Source organism: Desulfallas thermosapovorans DSM 6562 (assembly GCF_008124625.1).
In the GTDB taxonomy this organism is placed as follows: Bacteria; Bacillota; Desulfotomaculia; order Desulfotomaculales; family Desulfallaceae; genus Sporotomaculum; species Sporotomaculum thermosapovorans.
Genome location: NZ_VNHM01000007.1, coordinates 19,274 through 38,871 on the forward strand (window position 1 = coordinate 19,274; position 19,598 = coordinate 38,871).

Annotated in this window: 19 protein-coding genes and 5 pseudogenes; 1 reads left to right on the forward strand and 23 read right to left on the reverse strand. The window is 44.8% G+C overall.

The genetic code is table 11. The annotated features are described in order from the left end of the window. Nucleotides 1–94 precede the first annotated feature (94 nt). On the reverse strand, nt 95–739 hold the full coding sequence (locus tag LX24_RS07255) for an RpnC/YadD family protein (protein WP_166511488.1): 645 nt from the start codon (nt 737–739) through the stop codon (nt 95–97). Between LX24_RS07255 and LX24_RS07260 the strand changes: the two genes are divergently transcribed. Next, entirely contained in the window at nt 720–1,067 is a 348-nt protein-coding gene (locus LX24_RS07260) for a transposase (protein WP_166511489.1), read from the forward strand. The genes LX24_RS07255 and LX24_RS07260 overlap by 20 nt on opposite strands. Nucleotides 1,068–1,356: 289 nt before the next feature. Here the strand turns inward: LX24_RS07260 and LX24_RS07265 are convergent, their stop codons facing one another. The 22 genes and pseudogenes from LX24_RS07265 to LX24_RS07355 all read right to left on the reverse strand — a co-directional run bounded on the left by LX24_RS07265 (nt 1,357) and on the right by LX24_RS07355 (nt 19,588). Then, a complete protein-coding gene (locus tag LX24_RS07265) occupies nt 1,357–1,920 on the reverse strand; it encodes an Rpn family recombination-promoting nuclease/putative transposase (protein WP_341473562.1) in 564 nt (187 codons plus the stop codon). Further along, on the reverse strand, nt 1,869–2,039 hold the full coding sequence (locus LX24_RS15350) for a PD-(D/E)XK nuclease family transposase (RefSeq protein WP_479723363.1): 171 nt from the start codon (nt 2,037–2,039) through the stop codon (nt 1,869–1,871). Before LX24_RS15350 ends, LX24_RS07265 begins: the two co-directional genes overlap by 52 nt. Nucleotides 2,040–2,437: 398 nt before the next feature. Beyond that, nucleotides 2,438–3,874, reverse strand: coding sequence for an ATP-dependent nuclease (locus LX24_RS07270; RefSeq protein ID WP_166511490.1), 1,437 nt, complete (start codon nt 3,872–3,874; stop codon nt 2,438–2,440). 115 nt (nt 3,875–3,989) lie between these two features. Continuing rightward, nucleotides 3,990–4,373 carry a hypothetical protein gene (locus LX24_RS07275; RefSeq protein WP_166511491.1) on the reverse strand — a complete coding sequence of 128 codons (384 nt, stop codon included), beginning with the start codon at nt 4,371–4,373 and terminating at the stop codon, nt 3,990–3,992. Between the two features lie 776 nt (nt 4,374–5,149). Beyond that, entirely contained in the window at nt 5,150–5,620 is a 471-nt protein-coding gene (locus tag LX24_RS07280; protein ID WP_166511492.1) for a JAB domain-containing protein, read from the reverse strand. A gap of 68 nt (nt 5,621–5,688) precedes the next feature. Beyond that, on the reverse strand, nt 5,689–6,084 hold the full coding sequence (locus LX24_RS07285) for a hypothetical protein (RefSeq protein WP_166511493.1): 396 nt from the start codon (nt 6,082–6,084) through the stop codon (nt 5,689–5,691). Between the two features lie 108 nt (nt 6,085–6,192). Continuing rightward, entirely contained in the window at nt 6,193–6,792 is a 600-nt protein-coding gene (locus LX24_RS07290; protein ID WP_207706553.1) for a tyrosine-type recombinase/integrase, read from the reverse strand. Nucleotides 6,793–6,879: 87 nt separating this feature from the next. Continuing rightward, nucleotides 6,880–6,993: pseudogene (locus LX24_RS15355) on the reverse strand (hypothetical protein); the annotation flags it as partial. After that, the gene (locus LX24_RS15110) at nt 6,990–7,112 is read right to left on the reverse strand and encodes a hypothetical protein (RefSeq protein WP_279233188.1); all 123 of its coding nucleotides are present in this window, start codon (nt 7,110–7,112) and stop codon (nt 6,990–6,992) included. The pseudogene LX24_RS15355 and the gene LX24_RS15110, both read right to left, overlap by 4 nt. Nucleotides 7,113–7,235: 123 nt before the next feature. Then, nucleotides 7,236–8,249 carry an Rpn family recombination-promoting nuclease/putative transposase gene (locus LX24_RS07295; RefSeq protein ID WP_166511494.1) on the reverse strand — a complete coding sequence of 338 codons (1,014 nt, stop codon included), beginning with the start codon at nt 8,247–8,249 and terminating at the stop codon, nt 7,236–7,238. A gap of 207 nt (nt 8,250–8,456) precedes the next feature. Beyond that, nucleotides 8,457–9,392 (reverse strand): RpnC/YadD family protein, encoded by a 936-nt coding sequence (locus LX24_RS07300; protein ID WP_166511495.1) that lies wholly within the window; start codon nt 9,390–9,392, stop codon nt 8,457–8,459. 353 nt (nt 9,393–9,745) lie between these two features. Beyond that, nucleotides 9,746–10,308, reverse strand: a pseudogene (locus tag LX24_RS15290) (flagellin N-terminal helical domain-containing protein). Nucleotides 10,309–10,380: 72 nt separating this feature from the next. Continuing rightward, nucleotides 10,381–11,296 (reverse strand): annotated as a pseudogene (locus tag LX24_RS07310) (Rpn family recombination-promoting nuclease/putative transposase). A 616-nt stretch (nt 11,297–11,912) separates the two neighbouring features. Next, nucleotides 11,913–12,851, reverse strand: a complete 939-nt coding sequence (locus LX24_RS07315) for a DUF2920 family protein (RefSeq protein ID WP_166511496.1) — start codon at nt 12,849–12,851, stop codon at nt 11,913–11,915. A 980-nt stretch (nt 12,852–13,831) separates the two neighbouring features. After that, nucleotides 13,832–14,698 carry a flagellin N-terminal helical domain-containing protein gene (locus tag LX24_RS07320; protein ID WP_166511497.1) on the reverse strand — a complete coding sequence of 289 codons (867 nt, stop codon included), beginning with the start codon at nt 14,696–14,698 and terminating at the stop codon, nt 13,832–13,834. Nucleotides 14,699–14,770: 72 nt separating this feature from the next. Then, a complete protein-coding gene (locus tag LX24_RS07325) occupies nt 14,771–15,685 on the reverse strand; it encodes an Rpn family recombination-promoting nuclease/putative transposase (protein ID WP_166511498.1) in 915 nt (304 codons plus the stop codon). A gap of 252 nt (nt 15,686–15,937) precedes the next feature. Beyond that, the gene (locus tag LX24_RS07330) at nt 15,938–16,141 is read right to left on the reverse strand and encodes a YjfB family protein (RefSeq protein ID WP_166511499.1); all 204 of its coding nucleotides are present in this window, start codon (nt 16,139–16,141) and stop codon (nt 15,938–15,940) included. A gap of 59 nt (nt 16,142–16,200) precedes the next feature. Next, complete coding sequence (locus LX24_RS07335; protein ID WP_166511500.1) at nt 16,201–16,434, reverse strand: hypothetical protein; 234 nt, start codon at nt 16,432–16,434, stop codon at nt 16,201–16,203. A 36-nt stretch (nt 16,435–16,470) separates the two neighbouring features. Next, nucleotides 16,471–16,908, reverse strand: a complete 438-nt coding sequence (locus LX24_RS07340) for a hypothetical protein (protein WP_166511501.1) — start codon at nt 16,906–16,908, stop codon at nt 16,471–16,473. A gap of 50 nt (nt 16,909–16,958) precedes the next feature. Then, nucleotides 16,959–17,826, reverse strand: a pseudogene (locus LX24_RS07345) (flagellin N-terminal helical domain-containing protein). A 66-nt stretch (nt 17,827–17,892) separates the two neighbouring features. Next, a pseudogene (locus LX24_RS15360) lies at nt 17,893–18,246 on the reverse strand (DUF8042 domain-containing protein). A 622-nt stretch (nt 18,247–18,868) separates the two neighbouring features. Next, on the reverse strand, nt 18,869–19,588 hold the full coding sequence (locus tag LX24_RS07355) for an RES family NAD+ phosphorylase (protein WP_166511503.1): 720 nt from the start codon (nt 19,586–19,588) through the stop codon (nt 18,869–18,871). Nucleotides 19,589–19,598: the final 10 nt, after the last annotated feature.

Sequence of the window (19,598 nt, forward strand, 5' to 3'; positions counted from 1 at the left end):
GGTCTATTTCATTTTGCAGCGGTTCCGGCAGTTTGCGTTTGATTACGTTCCGCAGCCATACTATTATCTGGCGAAATTGTTACGGGTCCATTTCTTAGTTTCTTGTTCCCAGTACAACCGCTTGCGCTTCTTCAATCGTTCCGGTGGTATAGATGTTGTTTATTATCCGGTTTAGCTCGTCCAGGCTGGAAATGCCTCTCACCTGCCGCTGTAGTTCCTGTGCTGCCAGGCCAAACCTGACTTCAAGGTATTTGCAAATGGCTTCTGCTTTACCCTCTGCTTTACCCTCTGCTTTACCCTCTGCTTTGGCACCTGCTCTTTCTTCTTTAACCCATTCCTGGAAGATAGGTGATTCCATGACGGTTTCCCTCCTTATCATTGAAAGTACCAGTTTCTCCGGGAACCTGCCGCCTGCCATTATGGCCATTACCGCCAGCAGGTCCAGTTGCAGTGATTCGTCTTCCACTTCCTGCACTACATTCACGCATTCCTTTAGTACCTGCTCCGGTGTCTCCTGTTCGTTTTCACCTTTCATCAAGGGCAGCAGGGGGTACAGTCCTACCAGTTTTGCCGTTATCACCGGCTGCCTGCGCTGTTCCCACACTCTAATTACTTCGTAGGCGTATTCAAGTGTTCCTTTGTCCCATGTATCCCGCAGCCGGTGCAGGCCGTTGTCATTTTCACGGTAGAAGAATATTACCACTTGCCGTATGGATGGTATGCCCTTTCCTTCCGTCAAGGTGGCTAAGATATCCGGTATTGCTCCTTTGAACAAGAGTTCCGGTAAAAGCTTGCGACAAACCAGTAACCGGTACGGTAACCGCAGATTAAACTATGCGTTTTATATACTGGCTTTAAACCACATTCAGGTGGATAAGAACAAAAACCCCAGGAACCCGGTAATGTACCAGTATTACCTGAAGAAGCAGCAGAAGGGCCGGAGCAGGAAGCAGGCTATGGTTTACGTGATGCGCAGGCTGGTTAATATTGCCTATAGCATGATGAAGCATAAAACCGAATACAGGCCGCCTGTTCAATTACAAAAAGCCAAGGGAGAGGCCAGTTAGGGCTTCTCCCAGAGCAAGAGTTATATGCCTTTCAAAACCATGCCTAAAACGCGGAAGAATGCCCTTATTTGCGGTTTGATTAGTTGGCTAAGGGGAAATATACTGAATATAGCTAACAACGATTGTAAAGCCTTTAAAAGCGCCGTACGCAGTTTTCTGTGGTTGCCAACAGGCGGTGCTGATGTTCTTGCTAGCAGTAAGAGCAGGCCATACGAAAGTGTCAATGTTATTGCTCAAGTGAGGCAGTTTGTCCTCGTGTTACCCCGTTTATCTTGATTATACTACATTCTTAACGGGTTATAGCATTATCTATGATAGCCTCGGCATCATCCAGCGATGCGGCGGTATAAATCCGGTTGATAATCCTGTCTAAGGCTTCCAATTTGCTGATGAACCTTACCTTTCTTTGCAGCCCTCGTGAAGCTTCACCAAATCTTACATCAAGAAACATGCAGATGGCATCGGCCCTGCCCTTAACCTCACCTTTGGCTATACCCCTGGCCTCACCTTCGGCCATGCCTTCAGCTCTGCCCTCGGCCCTTGCGCCGGCCAGCATGGAGATTTCGTCCCTGACAGCCTTTTCCCTGAGCTCGTATAACCTGCGCTCTTTCTTGTCCTTTAAGAAGATCTGCTCTATGGTCAAAGCTTTGCGAATTCCCGGGTTGCCCATGGCGATTGCCTCCATTTCTTCACCCTGGATATTGTTAAAGTAAAGCAGCCATTCCTCCAGGTCGTTTTGCGGCTTGCGCTTTTGACCGGTAATCTTCTTTAGTTCCAGGAAATGAATTTCCAGATCGTCGTTTAATAACTCGCCTGTTTGGTCTTCCCTGATGTGAAATGTGTAGATGTTAATTCTTGCCCCGGCGGTGGTTTAAGCACTGCGTTTAGAAAGCTCATGAGTGCATCCTTGCCCTCTTCAGAGCCGAATATCCTTTTGAACAGGTAATCGTTGGTGCGGTTGATGCGTTTCATCTCCACCAAAACAGCGCCCCTTTCGGCAGCAGGTTTCCTTGCCCTTATTATACCAGATTCAAAAGAATGGCTAAATATAGAATAACTATGAGCGCGCTAGAATGCCCTTATTTGCGGTTTGATTAGTTAGCTAAGGGGGGAGTACCTAAAGACGATTGCAAGGCCTTTAGAAATGATGTACGCATTTTCAGTAGTTATCAAATTGGATACAAAAAGCAATTTAGTATGAGAATGTTTTAATCCGGGCATTCTTGTTCTGAGCCCTATCCTTTAGTTCGTTAATGTGTTACCCAAATGAGGGACTGTCCCCTTTAGAAAGTTTTTGGGGAATGGCGCAAGCTAGGCCCGAAAACTTCCTCGAGCATAAAAAGCATAAACTAAATTCAAATAATCACTTATTAACCTTGTCCAAGTTTCTCTTCTATTTCACCAATAATTTGTTCTACCTCATGTTCCTGCATAATTCTATTAACCCAAACTCGTGACATTGCTCTCCATAACTCATTTCCACCGACTATCACCTTATCCGCGACATGCTTTATCCAGTCATGATGACTGGATAAAGTAATTGCATGTTCAGCATTATTTACTAATTGAGAATGTGAACGATTAATTATTGCTGCAATGTCAGGCCATCCAATCTCTTTTAATGAGTTAAATATCACCCTCTCGGGAGCATCATCTCCGGGCAATAATAAACACCCTGGCGCTGGGTCCTGGTCACCATCTAAAATTACTATTGTTCGTTTTTTAAATCTACCCTGAGAAACCATTGTTCCCAACGATTTGCCAACAGAAGCGGAACCATAAGGAACTATGGATATTCTTGGCAGTAAATCTACGTTGAATTTAGCTATTATTTCTTCCAATAAAATCTTAGAAATGTCATCCTCAACATATATGTCTAATTCCGGGTAATTACCTTCGTCAATTTTTGATAAAGCAAAATCAACACTTATACCATCGACTACTTTTTTACCATTTGTATCATTAAAAATATAAACTCTGGAGGCAAAAGGCAGCTCTTCAAGTATGTATGGGGAATGAGTTGTAATTATCAATTGTATCTTCTTATTTCTAGAAATATTAGCTAAATCCCTAATTAATCTTCTTTGTGCCCTTGGGTGCAACGATGTTTCTATTTCGTCTATAAGAACTAAGCTATAAGGAGCTATGTCCAATGAAATTAAGTTTGCAATAGTAGATTCTCCCGCGCCTTGATGAAACCCTGAATAATTATAACCACTCACAGATACAACCGGCACTTGACGGGTAGAGTCTAAATTAGTAGTAGATAACTTCGCCGTTTCATAGGTTTTCCCAATTATTGTTGAAAAACGGCCTTTTTGTTCATCGGTAAAGAGCTCAGATTCTGATTCCTGTACATTTCTTTTAGCGAGCCTTAAATAACCTGGTTTTGCATATATTGGTTGAATCCTCTTTAAATCTAAAAATTCCACCTTTCTTTCTCGTCTGTTTTCATTTCCTCTCCATCTCGTTGTAGGTTTTCTGATTGAAACAATTTTTGAACTGTTACCCTCCCTAACGGAAGATTTAATTTCAATACCTGTGAGTTCTTCCCAAGCCGTATCGGGGAAGAAATGCGAAGCAAATAAAGTTTTAACTGGGTCTTTATATATAGATGCAGCTGCTTGTATAATGGTACTCTTTCCAACACCGTTTTCCCCAACAAGAGCAACTATTGGAAATTTAAACTTAACTCTCTCACCAGCCCATCCTCTTATCCCTTTAATCTCGATCCATTCTAAATGTTTTGGAAAATCACCTCTTTCCCAAGAGTTTTCTAGTTTTCTCATCTCTCTGCTCAATTCCATATTTTTCCCCCCAAAAATATAACCATTAAATTGGTACAATTAAATTTAATTAGTCAACATATTTCCTTTTTGTACACGCAGTTAAAGTGATAGTGCGTTCTGTTAATTAATCAACTTAAAAAGAATCAATTTCAAAAGGTTCGACCCCGACTACGTTTATCCACCCGGTGCCATTGGCCGAAGTGCGGATTTCCACCGTAATCCTGCACTCCATGCCGATCAGGTCTGTTAGGTCAACCTCCTCACCTTCGTCAATGGGTCCCATAAGCGCGTCAGTGACTTGCCCCAGTTGAGTATGGGAGGCAAGGTAGAAAAAGTACCTCTGAACAATGGTCCGTCCATCATCCAAGATAAAAGTTATATAAACAACATCCCGCACTCCCCGGTTTGTCACCTCGCCCTCATTCAGTTTAACGGAGTGAATTTTAGCACGGTACACACCTGGCGCAAGCCCTCTGGTAAATCGCGGCATTTTTCTGGCTTTGATGGCTTTTATCATGTCGCCTTCCCCCTTCGTTAAAATTTTTAAATGGGTTTTTAAAGATTTCCCAATTCCGCCAGTGGCAAAATTTTACCGCCTAAACCCAAAACTGTCGAACCGCTTCCTGGCCCATTTTAGGCTGGCCACTTTTTTTGGTATTTTCTTCAAGGGGTTTGGGGAAGGACGTAGTCGCTAAAATTTATTTCAGAATTCTCTGTTTAATCAGACAGTTTTTTTATTTCTTGGTTTCAGACTTTTACGGCCTTTTTCGTTAAATTAGTGCTGTTTTCTTGGTTGTGCCCCCAAAAATGCCCCTGACTGGGTTGTATGTATTCGTAAATCCATCGAATTTGTTATAAAAAATTTTTATTGCGCTGCACGTTTGGCAAAATTTCTTTTTCCCGAATTGTTCCTTTCCTGGCTGGCCCTTTTAATTATCAGTCAATTAACTTCATTTCCCCTTTCCTGTAACGACGGCAACCTTGGGGGCACTATTTTCCCTTCCAGGGCTTTTTGGGCGCGGTTTTTTTTGCGCCTTGATTGCCCTGAAACTTAGCAGGAAGGCTGCAAAAAAAAGGGGATCTCACCCCAATTTATTTCAGCTTTATTTATTTGTATTCACCGGGCAGGCGGTCCCACAGCTCTGAGAAGTCCACCCCTGATGCACTGGCAACCCGGTCCACCGCCTCAACTGTACTCGTTTCTTCGGCAATGAGCAAAATGATTTTGGTTATTAGTAGCAGCCAGTTTATGTGTTTTCACCGTCCTTTTGCGTTTTTTTGTTACTGCCGGTATTATTGGTCCTGCCCCATCAGGCCGCGTTCTTTAAGGGAAACATATTTACCATTACTTCCTATTACCAGGTGGTCCAGTACCTGGATACCCAGGATTTCACCTGCCTTAACCAGGCGTTCTGTTATTTCTATGTCCTGGCGGCTGGGCTCTGGATCGCCGCTTGGGTGGTTGTGGTACAGGATTACGGCTGCGGCGTTGGCGATTATGGCAGCTTTGAAAAGTTCCCTTGGATGTACTACCGTTTGGGACAGGGTGCCGATGCTTACTGCGTGCAGGGCCGTGGGCTGGTGCCTGGTATCAAGGCACGCAATCCAGAATTGTTCACGGTCTGCGTCTTCAATGAAGTTTCTGACTAAATCCGCTGCATCACCGGGTGACTTGACACTGCGGGTCTGGTACAGCATGCTGCTTTCTCTAACAAGCTTCAGTGTGACGATATCAACCCGTTTGGCAGGTGTTTTGTTTTTCATTTACTCTTTCTCCTTTCATGAAAAACAGTAAAAAGCCCCAGACACCAATTTTCGTGGGTCCAGGGCTTTTAGTATGATTCAAGGTCCAGTGCCGCTGCTGCTTTTTCGTCCAGCACGTTTGCCGGGCAGAATACAGACAGCGCGTATTCGTTGTTTATTACTACAACCATGACGTGGGTTTTCTCTCCACCGATTTCCAGTGTATCAGCCCATTCCGGTGGGGCTCCAAGTAGACCGCCATCTTTTGGATTCAGGCCAATCTCTGCCAGATCACGGACATTGTCACCGGCCTCCAGGACAACTATCGGGCCAACGTCCTTTAGACTGAAGTTGCCCAAATCATCTCCACCCAGGTTTTGAAAGACTTCTTTTAGCTGCTTTTCAACTTCGTCTATTAGTTCCGGGTTTAAGGCACCGGCTTTTCGTAGCAATGATATATCAGCCATGGTTTTGATTACGCGCATCAAATCATTCCTTTCCTGAACGTTTTAGTAAGGTTAATCCTACAGGATCATAAAAAGAATATATGTTTGTGATTTGTTTTGTTGCGTTTTTTCACTTTTGGTGCCATGCTAGAGTAATGCTATGGCAGCTGCTTTATCCCGCCGGCTGGTGGAGACGTAGAATTTGGCCGTGGTTTCAACTACGGCATGACCGGCTAATTTGGCTACGGTGGAAAGGGGAACGCCCTTTTGAACCAGTTTTGTGCAGAAGGTGTGGCGGAATTTGTGGGGGTGCAGGTGGATGCCCAGCTGTTTGGAGATTTGTTTAAGCAGGGTGTTTATGGCGTCCCGGTGTAGTTTTTCGGAGCGCTGGCTGACCAGGAGGTATTCGCTTTTGGCGAATTTGCTCGTAGCTCTTTCGCCCCGGAGGTAGGCTTTGATTTTTTCGGCCAGTTCTTGTTTTAATGGTATTTCCCGCAGTTTGTTGCCTTTACCGCGTACCAGCAGGGTGTTTAGCACAAAGTCGATGTCTTTGATGCGGATGTTTACCAGTTCGCTGACCCTGACCCCGGTGTACAGCAGCAGGTGGATGATCAGCTGGTTCCTTTGCGACATTTGGGCGGGATTGTTGGCCAGGGCCAGCAGGTTGTTTAGGTCCTGCTCGTTTAGTACGGAAACTTCTTTTTCCGAGCCTGCGGCAATCTTAATGCGGTCTTTTTTGGGTTCCACTATTTTGTGATTATCAGGTATGATGCCCCGGTCCTGCAGGTACTGGGCAAAGCAGCTGAGGGAGTTGACGGCTTTGTTTACTGTGGCGGGTTTGAAGCCCTGGAAGACCAGGTCTGAGAAGAAGGATGTGGCATCAGCACGGCTAGTTTCGCTCAGTGGTTTTTGGTTCAGGTGGTGAAGGAATTTCTCTATGTCACTCAGGTATGGTCACTCAGGTATGACTGGATTGTCCTGGTGGCTTTACCGTCGTCGATGAGTGATTGTTCGTAGGCTTTCAGGATTTCCTGTTGTTCTTCTGTTAGGGGACCGCTTGTGGGCAATTGGCATCAGCTCCTTTGATGCAAAAAAGGGCCAGTCACCAATTGTTTCGGTGACCGGCCCATTGAGAAGGTTTTACTAATTTTCTCAGTACCCGTTTTATTGTAGGTAAGGGTCATTTATTATTAGTTTTCCAGTTCCTTCTTTAATTCCAGCACAGTTTCCAGCGTTAGCCCGGTTATTTTGCTTACAATTTCAACATTTAGTCCTTCCATCAGTGCCGCCCTGGCTGTTTCAACTTTACCTTCAAGTTTACCTTCAAGTTTACCTTCAACTTTGCCTTTCATTCGGCCTTTTTCCATACCCCTTGCTTCAGCTGCCTTTTGCATCTCATCCAGCGTACGCTCAATGTTGGTGATCATTTTTTCCACCTCCAGCAGTTCGGTTTCATCCAGCACGCGGTCTATTTCATTTTGCAGCGGTTTTGGCAGTTTACGTTTGATTACGTTACGCAGCCATACTATTATCTGGCGAAATTGTTCCGGGTCCATTTCTTTCATTACGCCGGCCAGTTTTTTGAGCCGGTCTACCAGTTCACTGGGGTCAACGGTCTGATCCAGGTAGAACACGCTTGACACCATGTTGGCGGCCCGGTGCAGGTCTTCCTCGCTGTAGCGTACAACGTCGAACAGGATGTATGTGAAGTCCAGCAGGTTGCCGGGGAAATGCTCTTGCCCTGACTGGTAATCCCTGAAGCTCCTGCAGGCCGTCCAGCCCCTTTTGCCGTTGTACAGCACAGCGGGGACAATGGGCGGCAGCCTGAAGTTCTTCCGTTTACGCTCTTTTTCGGGTGTGTTTTTGTACACGTCCCGCCATATCTCAACCATGTATTGCAGTAATCTAAATGGCATGGTATGGTCCACGGTGGATTGCAGTTCCAGGAGCACGTAGAAGATTACTTCGGTACCGCCCAGCCGCGTCCTGTACACGATGTCTGCTTCTTTGTCGCTGAAGTCCTGCTGTACATAAGTTTTATTAACCAGCGTCAGGTCGTCCTCTTTTATTTCCCGCACCCAGCCTTCCAGTACGAAGGTCTGCAGCAGTTCCAAAAAGGTTCTCTTGTTGTTTAGCAGCTGTCTGTATCCCTTGTCGTGCGGGTGGTGGGGTGGTACTGTTTCCAATTCAGTTCGGTCTGACAATTTGTTCACTTCCCTTGTTGGTATTAATTATATCATGCCGGCAGCCAGGGTGACAGGGTGTTATGTTTTGGCTGTTTTAATTCTAAACCGGGTCATTTCATTCCTACATTTCCCGGCATTTTGATTTCTCCTTACAATAATGCAAAAAAGGGCCAGTCACCAATTGTTTCGGTGACCGGCCCTTTGAGTAGGTTCTATTTATTCTCTTTAGTTTCTTGTTCCCAGCACAACCGCTCGGGCTTCTTCAACCGTTCCGGTGGTGTATATGTTGTTTATTATCCGGTTTAGTTCGTCCAGGCTGGAAATGTTTCTCACCTGCCGCTGCAGTTCCGCTGATGCCGGGCCAAACCTGACTTCAAGGTATTTGCAGATGGCTTCTACTTTACCCTCAGCTTTACCCTCTGCTTTACCTTTTATCCTGCCCCTGGCCTCACCCCTGGCCTCAGCCTCCGCTCTTTCTTCTTTAACCCATTCCTGGAAGATAGGCGATTCCATTACCATTTCCCTCCTTATCATTGACAGTACCAGTTTCTCCGGGAACCTGCCGCCAGCCATTATGGCCATTACCGCCAGCAGGTCCAGTTGCAGTGATTTGTCTTCCACTTCCTGCACTACGCTCATGCATTCTTTTAGGGCCTGTTCCGGTGTCTCTTGTTCGTTTTCACCTTTCATCAGGGGCAGCAGGGGGTAGAGCCCTACCAGTTTCGCCGTTATCACCGGCTGCCTGCGCTGTTCCCACACTCTGATTACTTCGTAGGCGTATTCCAGTATTCCCTTGTCCCATGTGTCCCGTAACCGGTGCAGGCCGTTGTCGTTTTCATGGTAGAAGAATATTACCACTTGCCGTATGGATGGTAGGCCCTTTCCTTCCGTCAGGGTGGCCTCCCAGATATCACTCCGGTAGCGCAGCATCCTGGCCGGCAGGGCGTTATCACGATAGCCCATCGGTTCTAAGTTTAGCAGGTACGGTCCATTGGGATCGTTTATTTTCAGGATACTGTCCAGTCTGGATTCTTTCTTGGGGGTGTAGCTGGTCTTGAAGTTCGTTACCCATTCTTCTCGGCAGCCTGGTTGAATGTATCTGGCCCAGTCTGCCGGTCTTAGTTCGATGAGTTTCTTTACCGGTATGTCGATCTTGGGCATCTTGCCTTCCGTTCACCCTTCCTAATTTATATTTTACCATATTGCCACCTGTTTTCTGAGTACCGGCTTATTATTCCTGCTTTATTAGTTCTTTCTTTCCTTTCGGCCAGGCACAAAGAAGCCAGCCTGACCTGTTTTATTTAGGTCAAGCCGGCCCCGGTATCCATCTCACTGCCTAATATCAATTAGGCAGCGAATTTACGGTTGTGTTTTTGGGAATCTTTTCTTGTAGGGCATGGACATTTCCAATGCGCTGTTTATTCGGTTAAATTTATGCAGTAAGTTGATCAGTTTTTTGCAGTGAGCTGTAGTTTTTTTTAGGTTTTTTTATGCAGGGGTTCGGACGCCCCCTTTTACAGCCATAAAAATAGAAAGTATCGAAACGTGCCTGCACCGGCCCCCAGTGTACCGGGGCTCATATTGCTAAACTGTATGTACATTCCCTGGCCGGCATTGGCCCCCAGCTGAAGCCAAAGCCCCTTGCCCACGCCAGAGTCACAGCTGCCATCCAGGAGCTTCCTGGTGTTGAATTCCGTCCTGTTGGATATTCCTCCTATTTCTTCAATCAGCTGGTCAATTTCTTGCTGGATGGCTCTTCTGTCGGCATCGCTTAATGTTCCGTTGTGCCCTGTATCACCAGTTCCCTGATGCGCTGAATCATGGCGTGGGTCTCGTTTAAAGCACCCTCGGCGGTCTGGATCATGGAGATACCATCCTGGGCATTACGGCTGGCCTGCCGCAGGCCCCTGATTTGTGCCCGTATCCTTTCGCTGATGGCAAGGCCAGCGGGGTCGTCTGCAGCCCGGTTTATTCTGAGGCCAGAATAAAGCCTTTCTATGGCTCTGGTGACCATATTGCCGGCTATGACCATGTTTCTGTATGCGGTCAGCGCGGCAATGTTGTGATTGATTATCATGGCTGAAGTCCCTCTTGGAAGTAGGTTTACACAGCTTTCACTTTACGTTAATAGTTATACGATATCACTGTTTTACTTTGTGGCGTTATCTATGATGGCCTCGGCATCATCCAGCGATGCGGCGGTATAAATCCGGTTGATAATTCTGTCCAAAATCTCTAATTTGCTGATGTACCTTACCTTTCTTTGTAACCCTTGTGAAGCTTCGCCAAACCTTACATCAAGAAACATGCAGATGGCATCGGCCCTGCCCTTAACCTCACCTTTGGCTATACCCCTGGCCTCACCTTCGGCCATGCCCTCGGCCCTTGCGCCGGCCAGCATGGAAATTTCGTCCCTGACAGCCTTTTCCCTGAGCTCGTATAGCCTGCGCTCTTTCTTGTCCTTCAAGAAGATCTGCTCTATGGTCAAAGCTTTGCGAATTCCCGGGTTGCCCATGGCGATTTCCTCCATTTCTTCACCCTGAATGTTGTTAAAGTATAGCAGCCATTCCTCCAGGTCATTTTGCGGCTTGCGCTTCAGCCCGGCAATCTTTCTCAGTTCCAGGAAATGAATTTCCAGGTCGTCGTTCAATAACTCGCCTGTTTGGTCTTCCCTGATGTGAAAAGTGTAGTGGTATTTACCGGCATCTGCAAACCAGTTGAAACCGAGTATGTTGATGGTGATGGTCTTTCTGAGGTGGATAAAGTCTTCGCCGCTGCCCAGTTGGCCGTAGTAAAGACCCGCCCAGTAGAACAGGGTCCTTTTGTCGATATTGTATTTGTTTACTACCTGTACTTCTATGTTTACTAATGCTCCGGTAGCTGTTTTGGCCAGGATGTCAAGCCTGGCGGCTTTATCCAGCAGGTATTTGGGGTCCAGCTCCCGGTCCAGTAACTCCACCGATGTTAATTCCTGTCCCGGCGGTGGTTTCAGCGCCCTCTTCGGAGCCGAATATCCTTTTGAACAGGTAATCGTTGGTACGGTTGATGCGTTTTATTACCACCAAAACAGCGCCCCCTTCGGCAACAGGTTTCCTTGCCCTTATTATACCAGATTCAAAAGGATGGCTAAATATAGAATAACTATCAACGCGCAAGAATGCCCTTATTTGCACTTTAATTAGCCAGCTAAGGGAAACATAGCTGAATATAACTAAAAACGATTATAGGGCCTTTAAAAGTGTCGTACGCGGTTTTCTGTGGCTGCCAAAACAGGCGGTGCTATTATTGCTAGCAATAAAGGCAAGCTATATGAAGGTGACCCAATTTAGGCAGTTTGTACTCGTGTTACCCCCCGTTTATAGTTATATTACATTCCTAACGGGTTATGGCATTATCTATGATAGCTTCAGCATCATCCAGTGATGCGGCAGTATAAATCTGGTTGATAATTCTGTCCAAGACTCATAATTTGCTGATGGACCTTACCTTTCTTTGTAACCCTTGTGAAGCTTCACCAAATCCAACATCAAGAAATTATACAGATGGCATCGGCTCTACCCTCTGCTTTACCTTCAGCTCTCCCTTCAGCCCTTGCACCGGCCAGCATAGAGATTTCGTCCCTGACAGCTTTTTCCCTGGGCTCGTATAGCCTGCGCTCTTTTTTGTTCTTTTTACTGGTTTCTATCTCCTCTTTAAAACAGGTAGGGAGCTAGCATAATCGAATAAATAATTGTAATATTTAGTTTCTATTCTACGGTTGGAAACTGATAGTGTATGTTTACGTCTAAATCTAATATTATAATTATTAATTAAGTAATCGAACATCAATAAAAAATCTGCATCAAGCCCATGAGTATTGGATTTAAAAATTTTATTATCAATATTTTCAGATGTTATTTCATGCAAAAAACATCGCTTAAGTGGTAAGCAAAAATTTCTTTTATCTTTTAAAGAAATTAAATTATCGTTATCACCATGAAAAGAGTGTATAATACATTGGTTTTTAAAATTTTTATATAAAATTGGCAAGTATAGTATTTCAAAATCTTTTATAAAATATTTAGCAAAGTAATCAAAAACAAAAATACTTCCATTAACGCGTAGATATCTTTTGGATTTTAAATAAACAGGGAACAACCATGCTGAATTATCAACAATTAACGAAAATAGACCTGGAGCGAAAGCATTACATAAATATGCTAAATATGCACCATGCGAATGCCCATAAGCTATAACTTTACCAGCGTCAAATGTTAAGTTATTATCTTTAATAATTTCCACAATAAGCGTAACAGCCGTAATATTATCAAGTGCTTGCATTATGCCCATATCATTAAAGTTTTCAGGTGTCTCCTGCAGGTGATCATATTGCATAAACTCCCACCCAAAATAATCGCATTGTATGGTAATCACATTATACTTGTCGGCAAAAACTGAACGCATTTTTTTGTAAACATTTGAGTTAGCATGGGCACCAAAACCAGGAATAAAAAGTAAAAGTCCCGTCTCTTGATTAACCCCTTTATCTGGTTCGGAAAAGTATATATTCAATTTTCTTGATGACATATTGTTATATATGTTTGGATGTCCATCTATAGTCATTTCATAGTTTTTTGACATCTTTTCTCACTTTCCTGTTAAGTCATTCCTGTAAATTTTATTTAACATCGCTTCTTTGGCCATGTCAGCATCCTTGTCCTGCCTCCCTTATTGGAAATAAATTTAAGAAATGTCAATTTATTATACATGACTGTCCCGATGTTTAAGTGCTCACTTATAATAGCGTTTGATAACTAGATTATAAACTTCATCAATAAGTCTATAAACCCACTTTAAGTCAGAGTTATTTTTTACTGTTGCCTGGCACTTCCAGTTTCCAGGCGGTAAGCCCGGTGGTTTTAATAATACACGTAATCTAGATTCATCAGTTAATTGAGGATAATCTTCACCATGTATTGTTATGTAGACACAGTCATTCCGAGGGTCGGGTTCAATTTAAAAAAATATTATCCTTTTGTCAAAACCGTAGTTAATATACCAGCTACCAGTGGCACGATTTAGTTGTGGATATTTTTTCTTGACGTAGTTTGTTATATTTTCTAGTAGAAATGCGGTCTTATTTGACAGATTAATTCGTAGCACATTAAAATTTGCATCATCAGTATCAAAATTGATCCCACCTGGCCTTGACATTCCAACAACTTCCTCCAATTATCCCTACTAATGTTTTTCTTCAATTAATCTTCCTAAGTTAAAAAAACTACCTACAAAAAATGTATTAAACCGGGTTTCAAGAAATCAATCTTTTATCGAATATATTGTCATTGCTGGAAACAGTGGAAAATCTGGTATGCGTCAATAATAATCTTCTGCGACCAGACAAAGCCCTTTTTTATAGCCAGTTTTTTTAGTACGTACACCAGTAAACGGGTATGTAATGAGCCTTAAACATCGATTTTTACCAAGCATAGTGTTTCATGCAGTTCCCGCCAGCGTAGTTTATTACCTTATTAAGCGGATTACATAAAGGTGTCATGCAGGAGAAATCCCGGGTAGAACCAATGCTGCGGGGTTATACCGGCAAATAAGCCCATATAATATCAGTAATAATTGTCATGCTGCTTCAAAAGCCACAGGACGCTTTTCGCTTGCTGGTTGGCCTGAACCAACATGGCCATGGCCACCTGCTGGAGTATGCTGTACTTGACCAGCGCCATTATCTCCCTGGCCATGTCCGCATCCCTGATCCTGGACTCGGCGGCGATCAGGTTTTCGGCGGTGGTATCCAGGTTGTTGATGGTGTGCTCAAGGCGGTTTATGTAAGCACCCATCCTGCCCCGCTCCCGGGAAACGTCCCCGAGGGCCTGATCGACAACGGCTATGTTGTCGTCATAGGAGTTGGCTAGTATATTGACTCCGCTTAGGGCGAAACCAGTGCCTGCACCGGCACCCAATGTATCAGCTCTCATATTGCTAAACTGTATGTACATTCCCTGCCCGGCATTGGCCCCTATCTGAAGCCAAAGCCCCTTGCCCGCGCCGGAGTCACAGCTGCCGTCCAGGAGCTTCCTGGTGTTGAATTCCGTCCTGTTCGATATTCCCCCGATTTCTTCAATCAGCTGGTCGATTTCTTGCTGGATAGCTCTTCTGTCGGCATCGCTTAATGTTCCGTTGTGCCCCTGTATTACCAGTTCCCTGATGCGCTGAATCATGGCGTGGGTTTCGTTTAAAGCACCCTCGGCGGTTTGGATCATGGAGATACCATCCTGGGCATTGCGGCTGGCCTGTCGCAGGCCCCTGATTTGTGCCCGCATCCTTTCGCTGATGGCAAGGCCAGCGGGGTCGTCCGCGGCCCGGTTTATTCTGAGGCCTGAAGAAAGCCTTTCTATGGCTCTGGTGACCATGTTGCCGGCTATGATCATGTTTCTATAAGCGGTCAGCGCGGCAATGTTATGGTTTATTATCATGGCTGAAGTCCCTCTTGGAAGTAGCTGTACGCAGCTTTCACTTTACGTTAATAGTTATACGATATCACTGTTTTACTTTGTGGCGTTATCTATGATGGCCTCGGCATCATCCAGCGATGCGGCGGTATAAATCCGGTTGATAATTCTGTCCAAAATCTCTAATTTGCTGATGTACCTTACCTTTCTTTGTAACCCTTGTGAAGCTTCGCCAAACCTTACATCAAGAAACATGCAGATGGCATCAGCCCTGCCCTCTGCTTTACCTTCAGCTCTGCCTTCGGCCCTTGCGCCGGCCAGCATGGATATTTCGTCCCTGACAGCCTTTTCCCTGAGCTCGTATAGCCTGCGCTCTTTCTTGTCCTTCAAGAAGATCTGCTCTATGGTCAAAGCTTTGCGAATTCCCGGGTTGCCCATGGCGATTTCCTCCATTTCTTCACCCTGAATGTTGTTAAAGTATAGCAGCCATTCTTCCAGGTCATTTTGCGGCTTGCGCTTCAGCCCGGCAATCTTCCTCAGTTCCAGGAAATGAATTTCCAGGTCGTCGTTCAATAACTCGCCTGTTTGGTCTTCCCTAATGTGAAAAGTGTAGTGGTATTTACCGGCATCTTCAAACCAGTTGAAACCAAGTATGTTGATGGTGATAGTCTTCCTGAGATAGATAAAGTCTTCGCCGCTGCCCAGTTGGCCGTAGTAAAGACCCGCCCAGTAGAACAGGGTCCTTTTGTCGATATTGTATTTGTTTACTACCTGTACTTCTATGTTTACTAATGCTCCGGTAGCTGTTTTGGCCAGGATGTCAAGCCTGGCGGCTTTATCCAGCAGGTATTTGGGGTCCAGCTCCCGGTCCAGTAACTCCACCGATGTTAATTCCTGTCCCGGCGGTGGTTTCAGCACTGCGTTTAGAAAACTTATGAGTGCATCTTTGCCTTCTTCGGAGCCGAATATCCTTTTGAACAGGTAATCGTTGGTCCGGTTGATGCGTTTCATCTTCCCAAAACAACGCCCCTTTCGGCAGCAGGTTTCCTTGCCCTTATTATACCAGATTCAAAAGGATGGCTAAATATAGAATAACTATAAACGCGCAAGAATACCCTTATTTGCGGTTTGATTAGCTGGCTAAAGGGAAATATAGCTGAATATAGCTAACAACGATTGTAAAGCCTTTAAAAGCGCCGTACGCGGTTTTCTGTGGTTGCCAAAACAGGCGGTGCTGATATTCTTGTTAGCAATAAGGGCAGGCTATACGAATATATCGATATTATTGCCCAGGTGAGGCAGTTTCACCTGGGTTACGGTATGCCCTTCGTTCACTTTATCCAGCATCTGGTTCACCAGACTGCCGCCTTTTTCCGCCGCGTCCATGGCTTTCCTCAGCATGGCAATACCCGCGTCCTGCTTCAGCTGGACCTGGTTCATGATTATTGATAGCGCGGCTATGTCCACTCGTGTCGCCTCCGTTCCCGTCGGTTGTTATGTACTACTGTGTTTTGTGAGCATGAGCATTACTGGCAGTCCATCCAGCATACCCTGGTTTGCTCGTCAAGTGCAATTATTTCCTGCTGCAGTACTTGCAGCCTGGCATTGAACTCCCGGGCCATATCCCGGCTTATGCAGCTATCCCTGGCGTACGTGGCCAAGGACCGCATTTCCTGCAGCTTGGCTTCGATTTCTTCCAAGGCTTTCGCTCTGTATTTGACCCATTCCAGCTGCTGCCGAAGGTAATCTTCGTTTGTCATTATCTGTTTATCACTCCAACGTGATCCTGTTTTAAACTATTCCGACCACTGGCCGATGCTTAGAATATCGGTAATAAGGACGCAGTCAGATTTATCGTATCCACCTTCAATGAAGCCTATTTTAAGTGTCATAGGATAATCTTCACCATCTTTGACAGTATCAAATACCTGTTTAGCCATGGGGTTGTCTTTGGACAGGAATCCGGCTAGATTGGTAAGGGTCCCATCTGTTTCGTAAATCATAAACGAATAATAGTTTTCTCTTCCATCCCTAAACTCATAGTTATAGTAATCGCTTAGTTTGACTAATACGTGAAATTCAGTGGGGGTTTCCACCCTTAGCGCTTTAAATTCGGCAAAACTCATTTCGTTCTCAGGTGCGGTTAGTGCTTCGCTTTCATTGCCGGCACCACAGCCGGTAAACAGCAACGTTGACAATAAAATAAGAGTTATTATACTAACTGCTTTTCTCATAATTTAAGCTCCTTTGCTGTTATGCTGTAATAAGTTGATTGTTTTATACATCAAGGGCCATTGTCATGCTGCATCAAAAGCCACAGGACACTTTTCGCCTGCTGATTGGCCTGAACTAACATGGCCATGGCGACCTGTTGGAGAATGCTGTACTTTGCCAGCGCCATCATTTCTCTGGCCATGTCCGCATCCCTGATCCTGGACTCGGCGGCAATCAGGTTTTCGACGGTGGTGTCCATGTTATTGATGGTGTGCTCAAGGCGGTTTATGTAAGCACCCATCCTACCTCTCTCGCGGGAAACGTCCGCAAGGGCCTGATCGACAACGGCCATGTTGTCATCATAGGAGTTAGCCAGTATATTGACCCCACTTAAGGCGAAATCCGGGTCTGCACCGGCCCCCAAAATGTCGGCGCTCATATTGCTAAATTGTATGTACATTCCCTGCCCGGCATTGGCTCCCAGTTGAAGCCAAAGCCCCTTGCCCGCGCCGGTGCCACAGCTACCGTCCAGGAGCTTCCTGGTGTTGAATTCTGTTCTGTTGGATATTCCCCCGATTTCCTCGATTAGCTGGTCAATTTCTTGCTGAATAGTTCTTCTGTCGGCATCGCTTAATGTTCCGTTATGCCCCTGTATCACAAGTTCCCTGATACGCTGAATCATGGCGTGGGTCTCGTTAAAAGCACCCTCGGCGGTTTGGATCATGGAGATACCATCCTGGACATTACGGCTGGCCTGCTGCAGGCCTCTGATCTGTGCCCGCATCCTCTCGCTGATGGCCAGTCAGGCGGGATCGTCTAAAGCACGGTTTATTCTGAGGCCCGAAGATAGTCTTTCTATGGCTCAGGTGACCATGTTGCCGGCTATGGCTATGTTTCTGTAAAGCGGTCTGCGCGGCAATGTTGTGGTTGATTATCATAGCTGAAGTCCCTCTTGGAAATAGGTTACACAGCTTTCACTTTACGTTTAATAAACTTATACAATATCAATGGTTATAGATACTATGTGCGGCAAAGCACTGGTTCAGCTCTGCCTGCCACTTCTTGAAGTTGGGTAACACGCTAAACTGCATTATTTCTAAAGCTTTAGCACTATCCCCATGTTCACAGGCTAACGTAACCAAATCAAAAGAGTTACGGGGGGCTTAATCTATGAGTGATATTTGATTGGTTGGAAGGTTTTTCATTAGTGACTGGAGAAATAGTTCAGCCCGGTAATACCCATCTACCATATTATGCGGCGTGATTATCCCGTTTTCAAAGTTATCCTCGTTTATCTTGGACTTGGCGTGTTCCAGTTCCTCCAGACAGGTTTCCAGTAGTTCAATTATCCGACTCATTATGTTAATATGCTAGTCCACTATATATTCTTCATTTCAACAAAGATAATAGACTACAAGAGTATTTAGATGCCATGTTTATGTCTATTTAGATGAAAAAGCAATTTAGCATGCTAATGTTTTAATCCGGGCATTCTTCTTCTAAGCCCTACCCTTTAGCTCGCTAATGTGTTACCCAAATGAGGGACTGTCCCTTTTAGGAAGTTTTTGGGAATGGCGCAAGCCAGGCCCGAAAACTTTCTCGAGCACTAAACAGTCTACCGCAAGAACTGTCCCTGGCCGTTATCATGAGGGCAACCTTTTTTAGAGAACCTGGAATACCGCCGGGTTTTCATGTTTACCCACAAGAGCTGGTGGCTAGTCTTTGGCTGCTGAAAAGGGCATTTAGCTAAACCTATATCAACACAAAAATGGCAGACTTACTTTAGAGTAAACCGGTACCTACATAGCCCATCATTTAGGTGGGCTTTCCGGTACTTTGATAAAATAACCCCCGCCATTAGCGGAAGTGCCTAACTTGTTGACAACCTTATTTGTCGTTCATTGATAACCGCTATTGTCGGTTATCAATGAACGACAAACAATGAGGTCTTCTACAGTTTTGCATAAATGGTCATCTCCTTTATTTGCATTTATTACTATTTACACAAAACTTTTTACATTCTCTACATTCACAGTACTTACATTCAAAACAAACAAGATCCACATTACTCGTTGCAAACAGACACACATTATACCCGCCTTCACATGCTGCACTGCTATACTTTACACCATCAAAACCTTTGCCTTTAATATATTTTGCTAAAAACTGAGTAGGCATGTATTCTTTTTCATCATCACCGGCCTGAATAGGTTTCGAAAATCCTTTATCGACTACCAATCTGAAACTATTAGGTTTTTCCCTTTCAGTCTCTCTATCGCAACAAAAGTCTAAAATTCGAAGGTTTACCTTGGGCCTGAATACTCCTATACAAAATCGTTCACCTTTTTTGATTTTTGTTTCGCTAATTGCTGTGTGCTTATCGTTACTTAGGTACAGGTATACTACCCCTTTGGGATTTAACCTTCCTGCCTTTGTTAGTTTGGGATCCGGGGCAAAATTCTCCCCATTCGCGCCAACACACCACCTGGCAATTCTTACAAACCTGTCCTGTTCACTTATCATAGCTGTGCCTATGTCAAGTAAAAAGCAATTTAGAAATATATTATTATTTACAAAATGGGAATCGGGATCAAGACCATGAGTTTTAATATACTCAGCAAACTCACTATACTTTTCGCGAGTATGTTTATCGTTGGTTACATAAGCTTTGCCACATAGGCTTGAGTTTCTATAATTCATATTAATGACC

What these genes read in the sequence shown, in the direction of transcription:
- LX24_RS07300 (WP_166511495.1), bottom strand. Translation starts at nt 9,392, where the DNA reads ATGCCCAAGATCGACATACCGGTAAAGAAACTCATCGAACTAAGACCG.
- LX24_RS07285 (WP_166511493.1), bottom strand. Translation starts at nt 6,084, where the DNA reads ATGCGCGTAATCAAAACCATGGCTGATATATCATTGCTACGAAAAGCC.
- LX24_RS07260 (WP_166511489.1), top strand. Translation starts at nt 720, where the DNA reads ATGCCCTTTCCTTCCGTCAAGGTGGCTAAGATATCCGGTATTGCTCCT.
- LX24_RS07280 (WP_166511492.1), bottom strand. Translation starts at nt 5,620, where the DNA reads ATGAAAAACAAAACACCTGCCAAACGGGTTGATATCGTCACACTGAAG.
- LX24_RS07320 (WP_166511497.1), bottom strand. Translation starts at nt 14,698, where the DNA reads ATGATAATAAACCATAACATTGCCGCGCTGACCGCTTATAGAAACATG.
- LX24_RS07315 (WP_166511496.1), bottom strand. Translation starts at nt 12,851, where the DNA reads ATGTCAAAAAACTATGAAATGACTATAGATGGACATCCAAACATATAT.
- LX24_RS07270 (WP_166511490.1), bottom strand. Translation starts at nt 3,874, where the DNA reads ATGGAATTGAGCAGAGAGATGAGAAAACTAGAAAACTCTTGGGAAAGA.
- LX24_RS07275 (WP_166511491.1), bottom strand. Translation starts at nt 4,373, where the DNA reads ATGATAAAAGCCATCAAAGCCAGAAAAATGCCGCGATTTACCAGAGGG.
- LX24_RS07335 (WP_166511500.1), bottom strand. Translation starts at nt 16,434, where the DNA reads ATGACAAACGAAGATTACCTTCGGCAGCAGCTGGAATGGGTCAAATAC.
- LX24_RS07325 (WP_166511498.1), bottom strand. Translation starts at nt 15,685, where the DNA reads ATGAAACGCATCAACCGGACCAACGATTACCTGTTCAAAAGGATATTC.
- LX24_RS07355 (WP_166511503.1), bottom strand. Translation starts at nt 19,588, where the DNA reads ATGAATTATAGAAACTCAAGCCTATGTGGCAAAGCTTATGTAACCAAC.
- LX24_RS15350 (WP_479723363.1), bottom strand. Translation starts at nt 2,039, where the DNA reads ATGAAACGCATCAACCGCACCAACGATTACCTGTTCAAAAGGATATTC.
- LX24_RS07340 (WP_166511501.1), bottom strand. Translation starts at nt 16,908, where the DNA reads ATGAGAAAAGCAGTTAGTATAATAACTCTTATTTTATTGTCAACGTTG.